Source organism: Streptomyces caniferus (assembly GCF_009811555.1).
Classification (GTDB): domain Bacteria; phylum Actinomycetota; class Actinomycetes; order Streptomycetales; family Streptomycetaceae; genus Streptomyces; species Streptomyces caniferus.
The window spans coordinates 251,024-271,418 of sequence record NZ_BLIN01000007.1; the positions used below are offsets into that span (position 1 = coordinate 251,024).

The following is a 20,395-nucleotide window of genomic DNA, read 5'->3' on the forward strand; positions in this document are numbered from 1 at the left end:
CTCCCGAGTGGATTCCTGTGGATCCGGAGCACCTGCGGGTGGCCGCTTCGGCCTTCGATCGGCTGCTCGGGTGATGCCCTGGGCGTCTCACCGGCTTCTCGCATACCCAGCGTGACGGACTGGGTGGCGGGGCCCTGACCTGGACGTTTGGGGGGCCTGTGGACTGTCTGGACGGTATGGAACGGGCAAGGCTCAAACTACCTGAACAGGGAGAACGCCGCGAAGGACCCGACTGACGCGAGCCGGCCGGGTGTCCTCGCCGGGGCGGCGCCCGGACCCGCGGAGCCGCCGTCCCGCGGCACCGGACGGCGGCCTTTGTGCCGCCGAGTTTTCAACAAAGTGTTGACGTGATGTTGCCGGGGGTCTTAGCTGTTTCCAGCCAACCAGAGCTGTCCAGCACCAGGCCACGGAGGCTTCCCGTGTCTTCGAGTTCACCGCGCTCGACGGGGGACACCCCCGAGCGCCCGCCGGGGCTCACCCGGTTCAACACCGCCGACGACAGTACGGCCCGGGCCGCACTGCACGAGGTGTGTGCCAGCCGGGCATGGGGGAGCAAGCTCCTTGCGCAGCGCCCCTACGCCACCGCCGACGCCCTGTTCGCCGCCAGTGACGCCGCCACGGCCGAGCTGACCGCCGACGACCTGGCCGAGGCGATGGCCGGGCACCCGCCGATCGGCCGGCCGAAGCCGGGCGACCCCACCTCGCACCGCGAACAGAGCGGGATGGCCGGCGCCTCCGACGAGCTCAAGGCGGAGATGCTCGAACTCAATCTGGCCTACCAGGAGAAGTTCGGGCATGTCTTCCTGATCTGCGCCTCCGGCCGTACCGGAGAGCAGATGCGCGACGCGGTCCGTCACCGGATCGACAACACGCCGGAACAGGAACGAGAGATCGTTCGTGGCGAGCTCGGCAAGATCAACCGCATCCGCCTGACCCGTATCGCGGAGCACGCAGAAGGAGACGCAGCATGAGCAGCGAGACGGCCGCACGGACGTCGGTGTCCACGCACATCCTGGACACCAGCGTGGGCCGACCCGCGGAGGGCGTCGCCCTCACGCTCTCGGTGCGCTCCGGCAGCGACGGCGCCTGGACCGCCCACGGCGCGTCCAGCACCGACGCGGACGGACGCTGCAAGGATCTGCCGGCCCTGCCGGAAGGCACCACCCATGTGCGCCTCGACTTCGCCGTCGAGGAGTACTTCGTCCACCACAAGGCAACCCAGCAAGCCGAGGAACAGCAGGACGCCCCCCGCGTAAGGGACAGCGGAGCTTTCTTCCCGGAGGTGGCGATCACCTTTGCCGTCACGCCGGGCGAGCACTATCACGTACCGCTGCTGCTCAACCCGTTCGGCTACTCCGTATACCGAGGGAGCTAGCACCGACATGACTGCCCATTCCCGCCCGGCCCGCGCTGCCGATTCCCGCCCGGCCCGCCCTGTGATGCTCGGCCAGAACCAGTACGGCAAAGCGGAGAACCGCGTCGTCAAGATCACCCGCGACGGGGACACGCACCACATCAAGGACCTGAACGTCTCCGTGTCGCTCTCCGGCGACCTGGAAGAGGTCCACCTCTCCGGCTCCAACGCCCACTGCCTGCCCACCGACACGACCAAGAACACCGTGTACGCCTTCGCCAAGGAGTACGGGATCGAGTCGGCCGAGCAGTTCGGCATCCACCTCGCCCGGCACTTCGTCACCAGCCAGGAACCGATCCACCGGGCCCGCATCCGGATCGAGGAGTACGCCTGGGAGCGGATCGCCACCTCCGACGCCAACTCCCGCTTCATCGGCGCCGACGAGGTCCAGCACTCCTTCGTCCGCAAGGGCCAGGAGACCCGCCTGACCGAGATCACCTACGACGGTGAGCGCTGGCAGGTCATCTCCGGCCTGAAGGACCTCGTGGTCATGAACTCCACCAACTCGGAGTTCTGGGGTTACATCAAGGACAAGTACACGACCCTGAAGGAGGCCTACGACCGCATCCTGGCCACCGAGGTGTCCGGCCGCTGGCGGTTCAACTGGACCGACGACGAGCAGCGGATGCCGAACTGGGAGCGTTCGTACGAGCAGGTCAAGAAGCACATGCTGCAGGCGTTCGCGGAGACCTACAGCCTCTCGCTCCAGCAGACCCTGTACCAAATGGGGTCGCGCGTGATCAACAACCGGTCCGAGATCGACGAGATCCGCTTCTCGCTCCCGAACAAGCACCACTTCCTCGTGGATCTCGAGCCGTTCGGGCTCAAGAACGACACCGCCGAGGGAGCTGTGTACTACGCGGCCGACCGCCCGTACGGCCTGATCGAAGCCACTGTTCTGCGCGACGGTGTCGAGCCCGAGATCCCGGTGGATCTGACGAACCTCTGAGCGGCTCCGACGCTACGCCGTGCCTCGTGTTCCCCTCCCCGCCCCGCAGCCGGGAGGGGAACGCGAAACCCGAGGGGAACGACCCATGGCACAGCACACGCACACCCCGCACCACCCCGCGCCACCGGTCCACCCGGTGGACGAGAAGCCGGCTCTCAGGCGGCTCGTCCCGGCAGCGCTCCAGCACATCGCCGCCATGTACGCCGGTGTCGTCACCCCTCCGCTCATCATCGGCCAGGCCGTCGGCCTGGACACCGCGGGCCGGACCCGGCTGATCGCCGCCGGTCTGCTCATCGCCGGGCTCGCCACGCTCCTGCAGACGCTCGGCGTCCGCCGGTTCGCCGGCAACCGCCTGCCGTTCGTCAACGCGGCCAGCTCCGCCGGCATCACCCCGATGCTCGCCATCGCCGAGACCACCGCCAAGGGCCACCAACTCCCCGCGATCTACGGGGCGGTGATGGTCGCCGGGGTCTTCTGCCTCGCCGTCGGCCCGTTCTTCGGCAGACTGCTCCGCTTCTTCCCGCCGCTGGTCACCGGCGTCGTCATCACCCTCATCGGGGTCACCCTGATGCCCGTGCCGGTCGGCTGGGCGCAGGGCGGCGACGCACGGGCAGCGGACTTCGGCGCCATGAGGCACCTGGCGCTCGCCGCCTTCACCCTCGTGGTGATCCTGCTCGTCCAGCGCTTCGCCCGCGGTTTCCTCCAGCAGATCGCGCTGCTGGTCGGCCTGGTGGTCGGCACGCTCGCCGCGATCCCCTTCGGCATGGCGGACTTCGGGGCCCTGCGCACGGCCCCGGTCGCCGCGCTGCCCACCCCGTTCTCCTTCGGCGCCCCCGAGTTCCAGCCCGCCGCGATCCTCTCGCTGTGCATCGTGATGCTGGTGCTGATGACGGAGTCGTCGGCCGGCATGCTGGCGCTCGGCGAGATTTGCGACCGCCCGGCCACCGGCGCCACCCTCACCAGGGGACTGCGCACCGACGGTCTCGCCACCCTGCTCGGCCCGGTCTTCGGCGGCTTCCCGACCAGCGCCTTCGCCCAGAACGTCGGCGTGGTCTCGCTGACCCGGGTGCGCAGCCGGTACGTCGTCGCGCTGGCCGGCGCCACGCTGCTGGTGCTCGGCGCCTTCCCCGTCCTGGGCGCCGTGGTCTCGCTGGTGCCGATGCCGGTCCTCGGCGGCGCGGGGATCGTCCTGTTCGGATCGATCGCGGTCAGCGGCATCCGTACGCTCGCCGAGGCCGGTCTCGACGAGAGCTCGCACATCATCCTGGTGGCCGTCTCGCTCGGCGCCGGCCTCGTCCCGCTCGCCGCACCGACCTTCTACGACGACTTCCCCGCCTGGGCGCAGACCGTGCTCGGCTCGGGGATCAGCGCGGGGGCCCTGGTCGCGGTCCTGCTCAACCTGTTCTTCCACCATCTCGGCACCCGGAGCACCCCACGGGCAGCGGTACTGTCAGCCGCCTCGCCCGGCTCCGGCACTCAAATCCCGTAGGGCCATGCCGTGCCCACCGCCGGAATCGAAAGTAGGAAGCACCCATGGCTGCATCGGCATCCCCTGACGGCGCGAGCGAGCGCCTCGTCATCGAGAACTGCGCCCTCGCGACGGTGGACGCCCACGACACCGAGTACGCCACCGGTCATGTCGTCGTCGCCGGGAACATCATCGAGTCGGTCGGTGCGGGCAAGGCCCCCGAGGGCCTGGCGAACGTGGTCCGCCGGATCGACGGCACCGGGCACCTGGTCACCCCCGGCCTGATCAACACCCACCACCACTTCTACCAGTGGATCACCCGAGGGCTGGCGACCGACCACAACCTGTTCAACTGGCTGGTCGCGCTCTACCCCACCTGGGCGCGGATCGACGCCCCGATGCTCGCCGCGGCCACCCAGGGCTCGCTCGGCATGATGGTCAAGGGCGGTGTCACCACCGCCTCCGACCACCACTACGTCTTCCCGCAGGGCTCCGGCGACCTCGTGGGCGCGGAGCTGGCGGCCGCCGCCGAGATCGGCGCCCGGATCACCCTGGCCCGCGGCTCCATGGACCGCAGCGAGAAGGACGGCGGGCTGCCCCCGGACTTCGCCGTCGAGACCACCGAGGGCGCCCTGCTGGCGACCGAGGAGGCCATCGACACCCACCACGACGCCTCCTTCGGCTCGATGGTGCACATCGCCGCCGCGCCCTGCTCGCCGTTCTCCGTCTCCACCGAACTCATGCGGCAGGGCGCCGAGTTGGCCCGCCGCAAGGGCGTACGGCTGCACACCCACGGCTCGGAGACCGTGGAGGAGGAGAAGTTCTGCCACGAGCTGTTCGGCATGGGCCCGACCGACTACTTCGAGTCGACCGGCTGGCTCGGTGACGACGTGTGGATGGCGCACTGCGTCCACATGAACGACTCCGACATCGCCGCCTTCGCGCGCACCGGCACCGGCGTCGCGCACTGCCCCTCCTCCAACGCCCGCCTCGCGGCCGGTATCGCCCGCGTCCCCGACCTGCTCGCGGCCGGCGTCCCGGTCGGCCTCGGCGTCGACGGCACCGCCTCCAACGAGTCCGGCGAACTCCACACCGAACTGCGCAACGCCCTGCTGATCAACCGTCTCGGCGCCCACCGGGAGGCCGCGCTGAACGCCCGCAAGGCGCTGCGGCTGGGCACCTACGGCGGTGCCCAGGTCCTCGGCCGGACCGCCGAGATCGGTTCGCTGGAGGCCGGCAAGCTCGCCGACCTGGTGCTGTGGAAGCTGGACGGCCTCGGCCACTCCTCCATCGCCGACCCGGTCACCGCGCTGGTCTTCGGCCCGGCCGCACCGGTCACCCTCTCCCTCGTCGGCGGCCGGCCGGTCGTCGAGGACAACCACCTCAGCAACGTCGACGAGGACGCCATCGCCCGCACCGCGCGGGCCGAGGCACAGCGTCTGGCCCGGATCGCCGCCGAGGGATGACCCCTCGGCGCGGCCGCGGCCGACGCCACCCCTGAACTCGGCCGGGAGGGACGGCTCCCGGCCGGGCTTGTGGATCCGAGCGGGGTCCACAAGCGCCGGACCCGGGGGTGCGGGATCTTCTCGTACCCCCGGGCCGGTCGGCTCCCACCCCCGGGCCGGCCGGCCCCACCGCCGTCCGCGCGCCACGAGCGCGGAGTCTCGCAGCATCGCTCACCAGGCAACTTCTTGCACCACGCACCACATGGCAAGCCCTCCGTGACAGCCTCGCCTCGCCGGTCCCGGCGACGCAGAAAACGAAGGAGGCCCGCAGTGGCCGCAACGACCGGGCAGAAGTCGGAGGGGGACCGGAAGCATCCGGTCGACCAGACCCTCCCGCCCTTCAAGATGTTCACCAGCGGCCTCCAGCACGTGGCCGCGATGTACGCGGGAGTGGTGGCCCCGCCGATGATCGTGGGGCCGGCCTGCGGGCTGAGCGCCACCGAGACGGCGTTCCTGATGGGCGCGAGCCTCTTCACCGCGGGCATCGCGACGCTGCTGCAGACACTGGGCTTCTGGAAGGTCGGCGCCAAGCTGCCCTTCGTCAACGGCGTCTCGTTCGCCGGTGTGACGCCGATGGTCGCCATCGGCAAGGCCCAGAGCCCCGGCAACGCGCTGCCGGTCATCTTCGGCGCGGTGATCGTCGCCGGTGTGCTGGGCTTCTTCCTCGCCCCCTACTTCTCCAAGCTCGTACGGTTCTTCCCGCCGGTGGTCACCGGCACCGTCATCACCCTGATCGGTGTCTCGCTGCTGCCGGTGGCCTTCAACTGGTCCCAGGGCGGCAACGACCGGGCCCCGGACTACGGTTCGCTGACGAACATCGGGATGGCCGCGCTGACCTTCCTGATCGTGCTGGTGCTGCGCCGGGTGCTGCGCGGCTTCCTCCAGCAGATCGCGATCCTGCTCGGCCTGATCGCCGGCACCCTGATCGCGATACCCGTCGGCATCACCCACTTCTCCACGCTCACCCAGGCGTCCCTGTTCGGCTTCCCGACGCCCTTCCACTTCGGTGCCCCGCAGTTCGACCTCGCCGCGATCGTCAGCATGTGCATCGTGATGCTGGTCTGTATGACCGAGTCGACGGCCGACATGCTCGCCCTCGGCAGGATCGTCGACCGCCCGGCGGACGAGCGCACCATCGAGGGCGGACTGCGCGCCGACACCCTCGGCAGCGCCCTCAGCCCGCTGTTCAACGGCTTCGCCAACAGCGCCTTCGCCCAGAACATCGGCCTGGTCGCGATGACCAAGGTGCGCAGCCGCTTCGTCGTGGCCACCAGCGGGCTGATCCTGCTCGTGCTGGGCCTGTGCCCGGTGGCCGCCTCGGTCATCTCGCTGGTCCCGCTGCCGGTCCTCGGCGGCGCGGGCATCGTGCTCTTCGGCTCGGTGGCCGCCAGCGGTATCCAGACGCTGGCCTCGGCCGCGATGGAGAAGGGCGACAACGCCCTGATCGTCGCGGCCGCCGTCGGCATCGGTCTGATCCCGATCGCCGCGCCGGACTTCTACCATCACCTCCCCAAGGACCTGCTGGTCGTCCTCGACTCCGGCATCAGCACCGGCTGTCTGGTCGCCATCGTCCTCAACCTCGCCTTCAACCACTTCGGCGCGAAGACGGCGGACGGGGAGGCCGACCGGGACGCGGAGGGGGCCGCGCTCGGGGACACGGCCGCGGCCGCCCCGGTCGACCCCGGGATCGCACAGCCGCCCGCCCCCGGCAGCGCGGACGACGCCGGTGAGCCCGCGGCGGCAACCGCCCACTGACACCGGGACCAGGGCATCGGCCCGTAAGAGAGCGGCAACCACAGCTCTCTTACGGGCCGTTGGGCTGTTCGCGGCCTCCGCGGATCCGCGCGGCGGGCCGGCCGGGTCAGCCGATGTGGTAGCTGTCCCCGTACACCTTCCAGGCCAGCGGGGTGTGCAGATCGAGGTTGCCCTTTTGCAGGAACACCCGCTGGGCGGTGTCGACCCGGCTGGTGTCGCTGTGCGCCTCCTCCTGCTTCATCGCCCACACCCGGGCGTCGAGGAAGGCGTTGAGGTAGGTCTTCTCGTCGCCGCCCCGGGACGGCGGCTTCGCCTTGGCCAGCGCCCGCTTGCGGATGCCGGAGAAGCTGGTCGCGTCGTCACCGTCACCGTGCATCACGAGCGCGTCGTAGTAGGCGAACTGGCCCAGCACCCCGATCCCGTCGGCCTTGCCCCGCTCGACTGCGGGATCGAAGTACACCCGGTCCCGCTCGTCGTTCTGTGCCTGCTGGAACGCGGGGTCCTGGGCGGCCTTCTTCCAGTCCTTGGGGTAGCCGGGGTCCAGCCCGTCGTGCGAGTCGCTGCCGTCGACGTCACGCAGTGCGGGGAGGTACTTGGCCAGGACGTTGCCGGGCTTGCGCTGGGTGTAGAGCTCGACGAGTTCGAGCATGTCGTGCGTGCCGGAACAGAAGCCGATGATGCCGCCGGTGTAGCCGCGGCCGTCGCCGATGTCCTCGATGTACCGGTACTGCGCCTTCCAGTCCAGCGAGGAGTTCTCCGCGCTGGAGACCAGTTGCATGGCGATCTCCTTCTTCGCCGGGTCGTCGAGGCCGGTCGCGGCGCCTGCCGCGTGGGGGGTGTGCTGAGCGTGCGCGGCCGGACGGTGCGGGGCGTCCGGGCCCGCCGTGGCGGCGACGGCGGTGGCCGGTACGGCGAGCAGGGCGAGGCCCAGGGCGGCGCGGGTGGCGTTCCTGGGCAGGGATGTGCCTATCGATCGGGTGCGCATGGAGTCCTCCAGTCGGAGCGGGCCGTGGGGAGTTGCCCAATCGTTAGGAAGCTTTCCTACCAGACTTGGCGGGTGCCGTACAGCCGGTGCGGACACCCCGACTGGCCCCGCCCCGCGGGCTGTTCGGCGTATCGGGAGCACCCGGATGCTCCCGGTGGGCGCCCGGCCGCCTCCCAGCGGGCGCTCATGCGTCTCCCGGCGCGGCTCCGGCCTGCGGGGTTCAGTCCAGCAACCCGCTCAGCATCGCGCGAAGGCCCGGGCCCGGGTCGAAGTCGTCCGCCGGGAACGCCAGTTGATGGACGACGACGCCGTCCATGTAGTCGCAGAGGATCTCGCAGTGCCGCCGCGGCGCGGTCGAGCCGAAGCGCTCCAGCCACTCCGCTCCCCAGCCGACGACGGACTCGCGGCCGCGGGTGAGCGCCGGGCGGAGCTCGGGCCGGGCCGAGGATTCCAGGTAGAGCGCGAAGCGGGCGGCGGTCCGGGCCCGTTCGGGGCCGATCACGAAGCGGAGGAACCGGGCGACGGCCTCGGCGAGTTCACCGGCATCGGCCGGGGCGGCCGCCGCGGCGAAGGTCTCCCAGTCGCGCCGCTCCAGGACTTGGACGCGGTCGACGATGCCGTCGATCAGCGCCGCCCGGTTGCGGAAGTAGTTCGAGGCGGTGCCGGACGGGACTCCCGCCGCGGCGTCCACGGCCTGGTAGGTCAGCCGCCGCGCCCCCTCGCCGCCCAGCACCCGGATCCCCGCGTCCAGCACCTGCTCCCGCCGTCGTGCCACCCTGAGTGCCTTCCGTGCCGGTCGATTCCTACGGTGTCCGTAGTGCCGGTCGACTATAAACGTAGTGCCGCGCGGCCTGCCGGACCGAGCGTCGCCGTGCCGCCCTCCGTGGCGTTATGCCCGATATGCTGCATTGATCCTGAAGGTGAGTCAGCTCAGTGAGTCAATGTGCGCGCACGGACGGCGCCACGGAGAGGGGCCCCGCGGTGCACCAGGACGCCCACGACCCGCACGCCCGCCGCGCCGGTTCGGCTCCCGCCGTGCTGGAGACCACCGTCGACGCGCTGATGGACGGGGTCTGCGCCGACCTCAAGCGGCTCGCCGCCATCCCCTCGATCGCGTTCCCCGGCTTCTCGCCCGAACCGGTTCTGCAGGCCCGCGATCTGCTCGTCGCCCTGCTCCGGGACGTCGGTGTGGCCGACATCGGGGAGCTCAACCTCGCCGACACCGCCCCGGTCATCACCGGCAGCCTCCCGCCGCCGACCCCCGAGGCCCCCACCGTCCTCCTCTACGGGCACTACGACGTCCAGCCGCCCGGCGACGAACGGCTCTGGGACTCGCCGCCCTTCGAGCCCACCGACATCGAGGGCGGCATCCGGGCCCGCGGGATCGCCGACGACAAGGCCAACCTCATGGTCCACCTCGGCGCGCTGCGGGCCTACGGGGGCCGCCCGCCGGTCGGCATCAAGATCGTCTTCGAGGGCCAGGAGGAGTACGGCAGCGTCTTCGACGACTACCCGCCCACCGACCCCGACCTGTTCGCCTGCGACGCGATGATCATCGCTGACACCGGCAACATCCGCCCCGGCACTCCCACCCTCACCACCGCCCTGCGCGGCGCCGCCGAGGTCTTCGTCGAGGTGCGCACGCTCGGCGCCGCCGTGCACAGCGGGGAGTACGGCGGCGCCGCTCCCGACGCCCTGCTGGTCCTCGTCAAGGCCCTGGCGACCCTGCACGACCTGCACGGCGACGTCGCTGTCGAGGGCCTGCGCCGCGAACCGTGGCACGGCACCACCCTCACCGACGACGAGTTCCGCGAGCTGGCCGGCATCCCTCGCGACACTCCGCTGATCGGCTCCGGCGGGCTCGGCGAACGGCTGTGGAGCGGCCCCGCCATCACCGTCATCGGCCTGGACGCCCCGCCCGTCGACCGCGCCGCCTCCGCCGTCGTCCCCTTCGCCCGCGCCAAGCTCAACCTTCGCGTCCACCCCCGGCAGGACCCCAAGGAGGCGCAGGCCGCCCTCGTCCGCCATCTGCAACGGCTGCGGCCCTACGGCATCCCGCTCACCGTCGTCCCCGGCGACGCGGGCCCCGGCTACGAGGCCGCCACCGACGGGCCCGCCTACCGCGCCGCCCGCACCGCACTGCGCCGCGCCTGGGGGAGTGACCCCGTGCACTCCGCGACCGGCGGTTCCATCCCCCTGGTCAACGGCCTGGCACAGGCCGTACCGGACGCGGAGATCCTGCTCTTCGGCGCCGAGGACAACCTCTGCGGTCTGCACGGCCCCAACGAACGGGTGCTGCTGTCCGAACTCCGCGGCGCGCTGCTCGCCGAGGCGGCCTTCTTCGCCGAGTACGCCGCTACCTTCCGCGCCGGGGATGCCCGGTGACCTGCGGCTTCGTGGCGCCGGGCGCGGCTGTCACCGGACCGCCGGCGGTACGGCGAGGGGTCTGCACCTACGACGGAGGGCCGGTGCGCATGACGAGGGGCCGGTACGTGCCGCAGTGCGGCGGTACGTACCGGCCCCTCGGGTCCTACGGGCGGGGCCTCAGCCCAGCAGCTCGTACGCGGGCAGCGTCAGGAACTCCGTGTAGTCCTCGTCCAGTGCGACCCGGAGCAGCAGGTCGTGGGCCTGCTGCCACTTGCCGGAGGTGAAGGCGTCCTCGCCGACCTCGGTGCGGATGGCGGCCAGTTGCTCCGCGGCGACCGCGCGCACCAGCTCCGCGGTGGCCTTCTCCCCGTTCTCGAAGACGACCCCCGCGTCGACCCACTGCCAGATCTGGGAGCGGGAGATCTCGGCGGTGGCGGCGTCCTCCATGAGGCCGAAGATGGCGACGGCGCCCAGACCGCGCAGCCAGGCCTCGATGTAGCGGGTGCCGACCTGGACCGCGTCGATCAGGCCCTGGTAGGTGGGCTTGGCGTCCAGGGAGTCGATCGCGATCAGATCGGCGGCCCGGACGTCGACGTCCTCGCGCAGACGGTCCTTCTGGTGCGGCTTGTCGCCGAGCACCGCGTCGAAGGAGGCGCGGGCGATCGGGACCAGGTCGGGGTGGGCGACCCACGAGCCGTCGAAACCGTCGCCGGCCTCGCGGTCCTTGTCGTTCTTGACCTTGGCGAGGGCCTTCTCGTTGGCCTCCGGGTCGCGGCGGTTGGGGATGAAGGCCGCCATGCCGCCGATCGCGTGCGCCCCGCGCTTGTGGCAGGTGCGGACGAGGAGTTCGGTGTAGGCGCGCATGAACGGGGCCGTCATCGTGACCGCGTTGCGGTCCGGGAGGACGAACTTGGCGCCGCCGTCACGGAAGTTCTTGACGATGGAGAAGAGGTAGTCCCAGCGGCCCGCGTTCAGCCCCGAGGCGTGGTCGCGCAGCTCGTAGAGGATCTCCTCCATCTCGTACGCGGCCGTGATGGTCTCGATGAGGACGGTGGCGCGCACGGTGCCCTGCGGGATGCCGACATAGTCCTGGGCGAAGACGAAGATCTCGTTCCAGAGGCGGGCCTCCAGGTGCGACTCGGTCTTCGGCAGGTAGAAGTACGGCCCCTTGCCCAGGTCCAGCAGGCGCTGGGCGTTGTGGAAGAAGTAGAGGCCGAAGTCGACCAGCGCGCCGGGGACCGGCCGGCCCTCGAACTGGAGGTGGCGCTCGTCCAGGTGCCACCCGCGCGGGCGCATCACGACGGTGGCGAGCTCCTCGGCGGGCTTGAGCGCGTACGACTTGCCGGACGCGGCGTCGGTGAAGTCGATCCGGCGCTCATAGGCGTCGATCAGGTTGAGCTGGCCGGTGACGACGTTCTCCCAGGTCGGGGCGGAGGCGTCCTCGAAGTCGGCGAGCCAGACCTTGGCGCCCGAGTTGAGCGCGTTGATGGTCATCTTGCGGTCGGTGGGGCCGGTGATCTCCACCCGGCGGTCGTTGAGCGCGGCCGGCGCCTCGGCGACCTTCCAGCTGTCGTCCGCGCGGATCTCCGCGGTCCGGGGGAGGAAGTCCAGCGTGCTGGTCCGGGCGATCTCCGCGCGGCGCTCGGCCCGGCGGGCGAGCAGCTCGTCGCGGCGCGGGGTGAACCGGCGGTGCAGCTCGGCGACGAACGCCAGCGCGGCGTCGGTGAGCACCTCGCCCTGTCGTTCGGGGGTGTGAGCGGGGTCGACTTCGGCGATGGCCAGCGGGGACGGCGCTGGTGCGGACATGAGTGTCACTCCATTCAGCGGCGGTGCCTGGCGGCCTCCCGGACACCGGGCGGCACGGGGTGCCACGGGCTCCGGGATACGGTCGCGGGCGCCGTCTGGGTTCAGGGCGCTTCTGACCAGTGGAGACTAGTTTCCTTATCGCGGAACTTCAATGGTTTGTTGATGTCGAGATTCTCAGAGTCGACAGAAGAGCTGATCCGATGGCTCCCGGTGCCATGCCGGTCACTCTCCATTACCCCCGCCCGCACCCCCACTCCCCGTACGGGGCAGGCCAGTTGGCGACGGGCGCGGGCGTCCGCTCCGGACGGATTCCCTCCGGGGGAGTGCCCTCCCGCGCGGTTCACTCCAGGCGGTGGAGGTCCTCCGGCGTGTCGATGTCGTACGGCTCGGCGATGTCGGCGCACTCGACGAGGGTGAGGGCGTCCGCATGCCGGCGGAGATAGGCGCGCGCACCGCGGTCGCCCTCCGCGGTGGCGGCGATGTCCGGCCACCGGTCGGCGCCGAACAGGACCGGATGGCCGCGGCGGCCGTCGTACGCCGCGGAGACGAGCGAGGTGCCGCCCGCGTACGCCGCCACCACCCGCGCCACCGCCGCGGCGCCGATGCCCGGCTGGTCCACCAGCGACACCACGACCGCATCCGCCCCCGAACCGGCCAGCGCGGCGAGGCCCACCCGGAGCGAGGAGCCCATACCCTGGGCCCAGTCCGGGTTTTCCGAGGTGCCGTACGCCGAGAGGTCGGCCCGGTCGCGTACGGAAGCGGCGGCCGCCCCCAGCACGATGTGCACGGGGTCGCAGCCGCCGTCCCGCAGTGCCCGTGCGGCGTGCTCGACCAGCGGCCGTCCCCGGTGGTCGAGCAGTGCCTTGGGGCGTCCCCCCAGCCGCCGCCCGCCGCCCGCGGCGAGCAGCAGACCGGCCACCCTCCCCTCGGGCCGCCCGGCGCTCCGCGCACCCTCAGGAGTGGCGGGCCGCGCATGCGGTGGCTGTCCTTGTGCTTCTCCCGGCTGCCCGGGTGTCGTCGGTGCCATGGGGACTGCTTACCTCATGGCGCCCGGCCGCACGGCCCGTTGGGGGCGGCCGCCGGGTCAGGCGGCGTCACCGGAGGCTCGTGGGCGGGGGATGCCCGGACGGAACCGGTCGCGCAGCGGGGGCATGCGTTCCTCCGCGCGCCGGCGCTCGGCGACGAAGCGGTGTATGTGCTCCATCGTGATCTCCGAGGCATCGGAGAGGCCGTACGCACGGCAGATGAGTTGCACGACGCTGACGCGGCGGTGGTTCGAGCCGGTGTCGGGGCCGGAGTTGGACTCCATGACACTCTCCGATCCAGTGATATGCCGGATATTTCCTTGAAAGGGAGAATGCTCCATCGGGCCGCGGCATACGCTTCGGACCGTGCGCACCCACACCAAAGGGTGGCATGGGGAACGCATGTGCTGACGCATCATCAGGTCGATGCGGGGTAGGGCGCGATGCCGCCGCTCCCCGCCGCCGCGGAGGCCGGAAGCTGTCGCGAAACCGGCTCTTCGGACATGCGCGACGTTCGCTCACCTGCGATGTCACGGCGCGGCGCGTGGCCGGATATGGTTCTGCCCCGTTGCGGGTGGCGCGCCTGCCGCGCGGAGCGGCGGGGGCCTTTTTCTCAAGTCGGGGGACACAGTGGTGAACAGTGTGGGCGGATCCGGGATCTTCCAGCCGCTGGAGGGTGACGATCCGCGGGCGATCGCGGGCTACCGCCTCACGGCGAAGCTCGGCTCCGGTGGCATGGGCAAGGTCTATCTCTCCTATACGCCCGGCGGGCGGCCCGTCGCCATCAAGGTGATCCGCCCCGAGTTCAGCGAGGACGCCGAGTTCCGCCGCCGCTTCAAGCAGGAGGTGCAGTCCGCGCAGCGCGTCCAGGGCTTGTACACCGCGCCGGTCATCGACAGCGACGCCGAGGGGGCCAGCCCCTGGCTCGCCACCGCCTACGTCCCCGGCCCCTCGCTCGCCGCCGCGGTCGCCGAGCACGGACGGCTCCCGGTCTCCGCCGTGCTGCTGCTGGTGGCCGGCATAGCCGAGGCGCTGCAGGTCATCCATGGCGCGGGCATCGTGCACCGCGATCTGAAGCCGTCCAATGTGCTGCTGGCCGCCGACGGCCCGCGCGTCATCGACTTCGGTATCGCCCGAGCCGCCGACGCCACCTCCCTCACCAGCAGCGGCGTCACCGTCGGCACCCCCACCTTCATGGCACCCGAGCAGGCCGCGGGCAGCACCATCAGCGCCGCCACCGATGTCTTCGCGCTCGGCCAGGTCGCGGCGTACGCGGCCATCGGCACCCCGGCGTTCGGCGAGGGCACCTCGCACGGGGTGCTCTACCGCATCGTCCACGAAGAGCCGGACCTGACCGGGCTCCCCGATGAGCTGCGGGAGTTGGTGACCCGGTGCCTGGCGAAGGACCCGGCGGACCGGCCGTCCGTCGCCGAGGTGATCGGGCTGTGCGGCGCGGCCTCCGGCCAGACCCAGCTGCGCCGCCCCGAGGAGTGGCTGCCCACCGCCGTCGCCGCCGACATCACCACGCGCGCTGCGGCGCCCGCGCCCGCGCAGACCCCGCCGCCCCCGCTGGAGGCGCCCACCGCGGGTGCGCCGGCCCGGCCCGCCCAGCCGCCGACCCGGCCGTCCCAGCCCCCGGTTCATCAGACGCCGCCGCCCGCCCCGCCCGTAGCGCCGGTGCCGACCACGCTGAACCACCCGCAGACCCCGCCGCCGGGGTTCGGCCCGGCGGCCTACGCCCCGACCGCTGTCGGCTCGGCTGCTTACGCTCCGACGGCAGCCGGACCGGCCAACGCGGCATCCGGCGCGCCCATGGGCGTCGGAGCGGCCCCCACCGGTCCGGCCACCACGGGGACGGTCCCGCAGCCGGCCAAGAAGAAGCGCAAGGGGCTGATCGCGGCCCTCGCGCTGGTCTGCCTGCTGGCCTTCGCGGGCGCCGGCGGTGCCCTCGTCTACACCGTCATGAAGGGCGACGGGCAGACGAAGGACGAGGCTGCCGCCGGCAACAAGGCGAAGAACAGCGGCGCTTCGCCGACGCCCGCCGCGGACCCGACGGCGCCGCCCGGTGGCGACGGGACGAAGGCCCCGGCCGCCCCGGTGCAGGACCCGGCCCCGGTCGACTACAAGGGCATCAACCTGCCTGACGAGTACCACCTGTCGCTGTCCGACGAGCCGGTCAACCCGACCAACTCCGACAACGACACGGACATCGACTTCTCGTACCAGGACAGCACCTACTCGGACGACGAGGTCGACACCGAGACCGGCAAGCTGGTGCTGCTCCACCCGGGCCAGGACGGCTCGCTCGCCACCTGCCGCAGCGAGACCCGGTTCACCGAGTCCATCCCGACCAAGCAGCTCACCAAGGGCGCGCAGATGTGCCTGACCACCGACTACGGCCATGTCGCCCTGATCACCTTCAAGGGCTACGCACCGAAGTCGGACCCCAGCAGCTACATGACCGTCGACGTCCGGGTGTGGCGCAACGCGGTGGAGCCGAAGCAGGATTCCTGACCCCTGGGGGAGCGGCGGGGCGGGAGTGCGGGGCGCGTGTCTGGTGGGGCGCTTTCCGCGGGGTTCCGCGCGCTCCCCGGCAGGTGCTGAGGGCTTCTGTGCGCTGCTCGGGCGGGTGCCGGTGAATGGTCGGGGCGCCGGCGGTGGGGTTCCCCGAGGTTTCTGTGCGCTGTTCGGCCGGGCTCCGGGGGATTCGTGCGCTGCGTGGGCGTACTCCGCGGCTTTTCTGCGTGCTCCCCGGGCGCTGTACGGGCGCTCGTGGGCTCTCCGAGGGCGCCTCGTGGGCTCTCCGTGGGCGCTGAGAGGGTGCTCCTCACGGCTTTCCCGCTGGTCTCCCCACCGCCTCCCCACCTCCTCCCCCGCCCCATCAGGGGTGGGCACCCGCGTCACTACACCCGCCCACCCCCCGAAGGGGGGTGGGCGGCGGGGAAAAACAAATAGGGAGGGGCCTCGCCGCCGGAAAACCCAAACAACAGTCAGGCTTTGGCCACAGCAATCGGATCCGCTCGGTGATCCGGTTTTTTCGCTCTCCGTGTGGCGCGATCAGCGCAGAGTGGCGTTAACTGTCCCGCATTGCGGAGCGGGCAACGGCCTTGGAGGGCGCCGTCGTTGTGGAACAGCTGCAGAGGGACGGACGAGGGACCGGGGTCGAGGGCGACCCGCGGGTCCAGGAACTGCGCGGGGCGGTGGCCCGGCTGCGCCGACAATTGGCCGTACTCCCAGGAGAGTTACCGGATCGCACGGCCGCCGATGACGAGCTGGCCGCGCTGGACGCGATGGTGAGCCGCGGGCTGCCGGAGGTGCCCCGGCTGCGCCGTTCGCTCCTGCTGATCGCCGGGGCGGTCGGATCGGTGAGTGCCCTGTCGCCCGCGCTGGCGGAGGTGCGTCAGGGGATCGACCGCTTCGGCGGGTTCCCGCGGCCCCGGTGACCGCGAGCACGGAGCCGCGACCGGGCCTTGTGCGCCTCTGCCCGGCACGGGCCACGCGCGCCGTCTCCCGGGCCCGTGAGAGGCCTGCACGGCCCCTGTGAGGGCCTTTGCCGCCCTACGCCGCCTCTGCCGTGCGACTCCGGCGTTCCGCCGCGCCCTTCCGGCGTTCCACCGCGTCACTCACGCGGCAGCCGCGCTACGCCGGCGTCTGGTTCGCCAGCGCCACCGACAGCTGCGCCGCGACGTCCTGCAGCACCGGCACGATCTTGTCCGTCGAGGCCTCGGTCACCCGTCCGGTCGGACCGGAGATGGAGATCGCCGCCGAGGTGGGGGAGTTGGGCACCGGCACCGCGAGGCAGCGGACGCCGATCTCCTGCTCGTTGTCGTCGACCGCGTAGCCCAGGCGGCGGACATCGGCGAGCGCTTCCAGGAAGCGGTCCGGCTCGGTGATCGTCTTCTCGGTCGCGGCGGGCATGCCCGTACGGCCGAGCAGCGCGCGGACCTCCTCGGGGGCGTGGTGGGCCAGCAGGGCCTTGCCGACGCCGGTGGAGTGCGGCAGCACCCGGCGGCCGACCTCGGTGAACATCCGTACCGCGTGCCGCGACGGCACCTGGGCGACATAGACGATCTCGTCGCCGTCGAGCAGCGCCATGTTGGCGGTCTCGCCGGTCTCCTCGACCAGGCGCGCCAGGAAGGGCCTGGCCCAGGTGCCCAGCAGCCGGGAGGAGCTCTCGCCGAGCCGGATCAGGCGGGGGCCCAGCGCATAGCGGCGGTTGGGCTGCTGCCGGACGTAGCCGCAGGCGACGAGGGTGCGCATCAGGCGGTGGATGGTCGGCAGCGGCAGCCCGCTGCTGCCGGAGAGCTCGCTCAGGCCGACCTCGCCGCCGGCGTCGGCCATCCGCTCCAGCAGGTCGAAGGCGCGCTCAAGGGACTGGACGCCGCCGCTGGCGCCCGCGGGCTTGGCTTCGGCGGCGGAGGTGCTGGCGCTGGACGACGGCACGTCGCGTTCCTTTCGGGGCGGGTCGGATCGGTCTCGGCTGGGGCTTGCGGGCGCCGGGCCCGACCGGAGAAGCCTACCGGTCCCCTTACGTTGGCACACGGTCTCTCGCACACTCGTTCCCGCCGGTCAGCCCCGCTTTGTCCCAGGGCGCGAGCCGCCCGGCAACCTCCTAGCCGCGATCCCTTGACGGCGCCAGTGGCCATAGCTACGTTCTGCTGCGCGAAACCTACTGTCCATTCTATGGAATCCTCCAAATCGTTGGAGAGTCATGCGCATTCTCGTCATGAACCCGAACACCACGGCTTCCATGACTGCCTCGATCCGCGCCACGGCCACCGCGGCCGCCGCCCCGGATACCGAGATCATCGCCACCGAACCACTGTGGGGTCCGGAGTCGATCGAGGGCCACTTCGAGGGCTACCTCAGCGCCGCGGCCGTTCTGGACCGGCTCGCCACCCTCGATATCACCTTCGACGCGCTGGTCATGGCCGGATTCGGGGAGCCGGGCCGGGAAGGAGCCCAGGAGCTGCTGGACGTCCCCGTCCTGGACATCACCGAGAGCGCCGCCCAGATGGCCATGATGCTCGGCCACGCCTACGGCATCGTCACCACCCTCGACCGTGCCGTACCGCAGATCGAGGACCGGCTGCTGACCGCCGGACTGCTCCAGCGCTGCGCCGCGGTCCGCGGCACCGGGCTCGGCGTCCTGGAGCTGGAGCGGGACGGGGAGCGGACCGTCGAGGTGATCATCGAGACCGCCCGCGAGGCCGTCCGGGCCGGCGCCGAGGTGATCTGTCTGGGCTGCGGCGGCATGGCCGGGCTCCAGGAGAAGGTCGCCGCGGCGCTCGGGGTGCCCGTGGTGGACGGCGTCGCGGCTGCGGTCAAGTTCGCCGAGGCGGTCGTCGGGCTCGGGCTGACCACCAGTACGGGACGCAGCTTCGCGCCGCCCCGCCCCAAGGCCATCGGCTCCTGGCCGCTGAGCGCGCATCTGCGGCCGTCCCCGGGGCGCGCTCAGGGTTCCCTGCGCGACGCCGAATTTTCCGCACAGACATCAGGCATCTGACAACTGACCCCGAGCTCCACCCGATCTGCCTGGGAGGACACGTGACCACACCCCCGAAGTCCCCGCCGCCGGACCCGCGCCTCTTCAACGAGGACCTCGCACCGGCCCCCGAGCGCACCTGGGGCACGTACAGCATCTTCGCGCTGTGGATGTCCGACACCCACGCGATCAGCAACTACGCCTTCGCCTCCAGCCTGTTCGTGCTGGGCCTGCCCGCCTGGGAGGTGTTCGTGGCGCTGCTGGCCGGCATCACGATCGTCTACGGGCTGATGAACCGGATGGGCCACGCCGGGCACCGGACCGGCGTCCCCTATCCGGTCCTCGCCCGCGCCAGCTGGGGTGTCTACGGCGCCAACATCCCCGCCCTGCTGCGCGCGATCATGGCCGTGGCCTGGTACGGCATCCAGACCTGGCTGGCCTCGACCGCCGTCGTCCTGCTGACGCTGCAGCTCGCGCCGGGGCTGGACGCCTACCACCACAACTCGATACTGGGGCTGTCCACCCTGGGCTGGGTCGCCTTCCTGGTGATGTGGGGGCTGCAGGCCGTCCTGCTGACCCGGGGGATGGAGTTCATCCGCAAGGTCCAGGACTTCGCGACCGGGCCGGTGGTCTGGCTCGTCGTCCTCGCGCTCGCGGTGTACCTGGTCGTCAAGGCCGGCGGCGACATCTCGCTGACCCGCAGCCTCACCGGCCTCAGCGGTTCCGCGCAGGTCGAGCAGAGTCTGATCGCGGTCAGCCTGACCGTCGCCACGTTCCTGACGCTGGTCCTCAACTACGCCGACTTCGCCCGTTTCACCCCCGACCACCGCTCCTACCGGCGCGGCAATCTGATCGGGCTGCCGGTGAACTTCACCGCCTTCGCCGTGGTCGCCGTCCTCGTCACCGCGGGCACGATCTCCGTCTTCGGCGAGGCGATCTACGACCCGGTGAAGGTGATCCAGAAGATCGACAACCCGGTGGTCACGGTCATCGGCGCGCTGGCCTTCATCGTCGCCACCATCGGCATCAACGTCGTCGCCAACTTCGTCTCGCCCGCCTACGACTTCGCCAACCTCGCGCCGAAATACCTGAACTTCAAGCGCGGCGGCATGATCACCGCGCTGCTGGCGATCGTCGTCATGCCCTGGAAGCTGTACTCGTCCGCGCTGGTGATCCAGTACTTCCTGGGGGCGCTCGGTGCCTTCCTCGGCCCGCTGGTGGCGATTCTGCTCGTCGACTACCACCTGGTGCGCCGCGGCCGGATCGACGTCGATGCGCTGTTCTCGGCCGATGCCCGGGGCGCGTACTACTACCGCAGGGGCTACAACCCGAAGGCCGCGGCCGCCTTCCTGCCGGCCGCGGCGGTGTGTGCCGCGCTCGCCCTGGTCCCGGCCCTCGACGTGGTCGCGCCGTTCTCCTGGATCGTCGGCATGGGGCTCGCCGGTGCGCTCTACGCCCTGCTCTCCCACCGCGAGCGTGCCGCGGCGGGCGCCGCCCCGATCCCGGACGAGATCATCGCGTCGCAGGTCAGCGCCGCCGCGGCGGAGGCGTCGACGATGCCGGAGGCGGCCCGTCCGCTCATCCCGCCGGTGCCCGTCGAGGGGTCTTGACGGGCCGCGGTCCGGAGTGAAGACTC

The 20,395-nt window shown here is 71.4% G+C and carries 17 protein-coding genes; 11 read left to right on the forward strand and 6 right to left on the reverse strand.

Features of this window, described 5'->3' with window-relative positions; all coding sequences use genetic code 11:
* Positions 1 to 419 precede the first annotated feature (419 nt).
* From uraD to Scani_RS39275, 6 genes are all read left to right on the forward strand, one after another.
* Positions 420 to 971, forward strand: coding sequence for a 2-oxo-4-hydroxy-4-carboxy-5-ureidoimidazoline decarboxylase (gene uraD, locus Scani_RS39250; RefSeq protein WP_159482801.1), 552 nt, complete (start codon positions 420 to 422; stop codon positions 969 to 971).
* Positions 968 to 1,375: a hydroxyisourate hydrolase gene (gene uraH / locus Scani_RS39255; RefSeq protein ID WP_159482802.1), complete on the forward strand. Its 408-nt coding sequence runs from the start codon at positions 968 to 970 to the stop codon at positions 1,373 to 1,375. The genes uraD and uraH overlap by 4 nt, the downstream gene beginning before the upstream one ends.
* 7 nt (positions 1,376 to 1,382) lie before the next feature.
* Positions 1,383 to 2,363, forward strand: coding sequence for a factor-independent urate hydroxylase (pucL, locus tag Scani_RS39260; RefSeq protein WP_159482803.1), 981 nt, complete (start codon positions 1,383 to 1,385; stop codon positions 2,361 to 2,363).
* An 85-nt stretch (positions 2,364 to 2,448) separates the two neighbouring features.
* A complete protein-coding gene (locus tag Scani_RS39265; protein ID WP_174872860.1) occupies positions 2,449 to 3,852 on the forward strand; it encodes a nucleobase:cation symporter-2 family protein in 1,404 nt (467 codons plus the stop codon).
* A 44-nt stretch (positions 3,853 to 3,896) separates the two neighbouring features.
* The gene (locus Scani_RS39270) at positions 3,897 to 5,297 is read left to right on the forward strand and encodes an 8-oxoguanine deaminase (protein ID WP_159482804.1); all 1,401 of its coding nucleotides are present in this window, start codon (positions 3,897 to 3,899) and stop codon (positions 5,295 to 5,297) included.
* 309 nt (positions 5,298 to 5,606) lie between these two features.
* Positions 5,607 to 7,091 carry a nucleobase:cation symporter-2 family protein gene (locus Scani_RS39275; RefSeq protein ID WP_159482805.1) on the forward strand — a complete coding sequence of 495 codons (1,485 nt, stop codon included), beginning with the start codon at positions 5,607 to 5,609 and terminating at the stop codon, positions 7,089 to 7,091.
* A gap of 106 nt (positions 7,092 to 7,197) precedes the next feature.
* On the opposite strand, the gene Scani_RS39280 is transcribed toward Scani_RS39275, so the two are convergent.
* Both Scani_RS39280 and Scani_RS39285 read right to left on the reverse strand, forming a co-directional pair.
* Positions 7,198 to 8,076, reverse strand: coding sequence for a chitosanase (locus Scani_RS39280; protein WP_159482806.1), 879 nt, complete (start codon positions 8,074 to 8,076; stop codon positions 7,198 to 7,200).
* Between the two features lie 220 nt (positions 8,077 to 8,296).
* Positions 8,297 to 8,851 carry a TetR/AcrR family transcriptional regulator gene (locus tag Scani_RS39285; protein ID WP_159482807.1) on the reverse strand — a complete coding sequence of 185 codons (555 nt, stop codon included), beginning with the start codon at positions 8,849 to 8,851 and terminating at the stop codon, positions 8,297 to 8,299.
* Between the two features lie 206 nt (positions 8,852 to 9,057).
* On the opposite strand from Scani_RS39285, the gene Scani_RS39290 reads away from it, so the two are divergent.
* A complete protein-coding gene (locus Scani_RS39290) occupies positions 9,058 to 10,461 on the forward strand; it encodes a M20/M25/M40 family metallo-hydrolase (protein WP_159482808.1) in 1,404 nt (467 codons plus the stop codon).
* Positions 10,462 to 10,620: 159 nt separating this feature from the next.
* On the opposite strand, the gene aceB is transcribed toward Scani_RS39290, so the two are convergent.
* From aceB to Scani_RS39305, 3 genes are all read right to left on the reverse strand, one after another.
* On the reverse strand, positions 10,621 to 12,249 hold the full coding sequence (aceB, locus tag Scani_RS39295; RefSeq protein WP_159482809.1) for a malate synthase A: 1,629 nt from the start codon (positions 12,247 to 12,249) through the stop codon (positions 10,621 to 10,623).
* Positions 12,250 to 12,589: 340 nt separating this feature from the next.
* Positions 12,590 to 13,168, reverse strand: a complete 579-nt coding sequence (locus Scani_RS39300) for a nucleotidyltransferase family protein (RefSeq protein ID WP_159482895.1) — start codon at positions 13,166 to 13,168, stop codon at positions 12,590 to 12,592.
* A gap of 165 nt (positions 13,169 to 13,333) precedes the next feature.
* The gene (locus tag Scani_RS39305; RefSeq protein ID WP_159482810.1) at positions 13,334 to 13,558 is read right to left on the reverse strand and encodes a hypothetical protein; all 225 of its coding nucleotides are present in this window, start codon (positions 13,556 to 13,558) and stop codon (positions 13,334 to 13,336) included.
* Positions 13,559 to 13,904: 346 nt separating this feature from the next.
* On the opposite strand from Scani_RS39305, the gene Scani_RS39310 reads away from it, so the two are divergent.
* Together Scani_RS39310 and Scani_RS39315 are read left to right on the forward strand one after the other, a co-directional pair.
* The gene (locus Scani_RS39310) at positions 13,905 to 15,788 is read left to right on the forward strand and encodes a serine/threonine-protein kinase (protein WP_159482811.1); all 1,884 of its coding nucleotides are present in this window, start codon (positions 13,905 to 13,907) and stop codon (positions 15,786 to 15,788) included.
* Between the two features lie 611 nt (positions 15,789 to 16,399).
* Entirely contained in the window at positions 16,400 to 16,717 is a 318-nt protein-coding gene (locus tag Scani_RS39315; protein WP_246296524.1) for a DUF5955 family protein, read from the forward strand.
* 196 nt (positions 16,718 to 16,913) lie between these two features.
* On the opposite strand, the gene Scani_RS39320 is transcribed toward Scani_RS39315, so the two are convergent.
* The gene (locus Scani_RS39320; RefSeq protein WP_159482812.1) at positions 16,914 to 17,717 is read right to left on the reverse strand and encodes an IclR family transcriptional regulator; all 804 of its coding nucleotides are present in this window, start codon (positions 17,715 to 17,717) and stop codon (positions 16,914 to 16,916) included.
* A gap of 268 nt (positions 17,718 to 17,985) precedes the next feature.
* On the opposite strand from Scani_RS39320, the gene Scani_RS39325 reads away from it, so the two are divergent.
* On the forward strand, positions 17,986 to 18,780 hold the full coding sequence (locus Scani_RS39325; protein WP_159482813.1) for an aspartate/glutamate racemase family protein: 795 nt from the start codon (positions 17,986 to 17,988) through the stop codon (positions 18,778 to 18,780).
* A gap of 41 nt (positions 18,781 to 18,821) precedes the next feature.
* Positions 18,822 to 20,369 carry an NCS1 family nucleobase:cation symporter-1 gene (locus Scani_RS39330; RefSeq protein ID WP_246296525.1) on the forward strand — a complete coding sequence of 516 codons (1,548 nt, stop codon included), beginning with the start codon at positions 18,822 to 18,824 and terminating at the stop codon, positions 20,367 to 20,369.
* Positions 20,370 to 20,395 lie beyond the last annotated feature (26 nt).

Coding starts and splice junctions, on each gene's coding strand:
- uraH (WP_159482802.1), top strand. CDS start 968: ATGAGCAGCGAGACGGCCGCACGGACGTCGGTGTCCACGCACATCCTG.
- pucL (WP_159482803.1), top strand. CDS start 1,383: ATGACTGCCCATTCCCGCCCGGCCCGCGCTGCCGATTCCCGCCCGGCC.
- Scani_RS39265 (WP_174872860.1), top strand. CDS start 2,449: ATGGCACAGCACACGCACACCCCGCACCACCCCGCGCCACCGGTCCAC.
- Scani_RS39270 (WP_159482804.1), top strand. CDS start 3,897: ATGGCTGCATCGGCATCCCCTGACGGCGCGAGCGAGCGCCTCGTCATC.
- Scani_RS39280 (WP_159482806.1), bottom strand. CDS start 8,076: ATGCGCACCCGATCGATAGGCACATCCCTGCCCAGGAACGCCACCCGC.
- aceB (WP_159482809.1), bottom strand. CDS start 12,249: ATGTCCGCACCAGCGCCGTCCCCGCTGGCCATCGCCGAAGTCGACCCC.
- Scani_RS39305 (WP_159482810.1), bottom strand. CDS start 13,558: ATGGAGTCCAACTCCGGCCCCGACACCGGCTCGAACCACCGCCGCGTC.
- Scani_RS39325 (WP_159482813.1), top strand. CDS start 17,986: ATGCGCATTCTCGTCATGAACCCGAACACCACGGCTTCCATGACTGCC.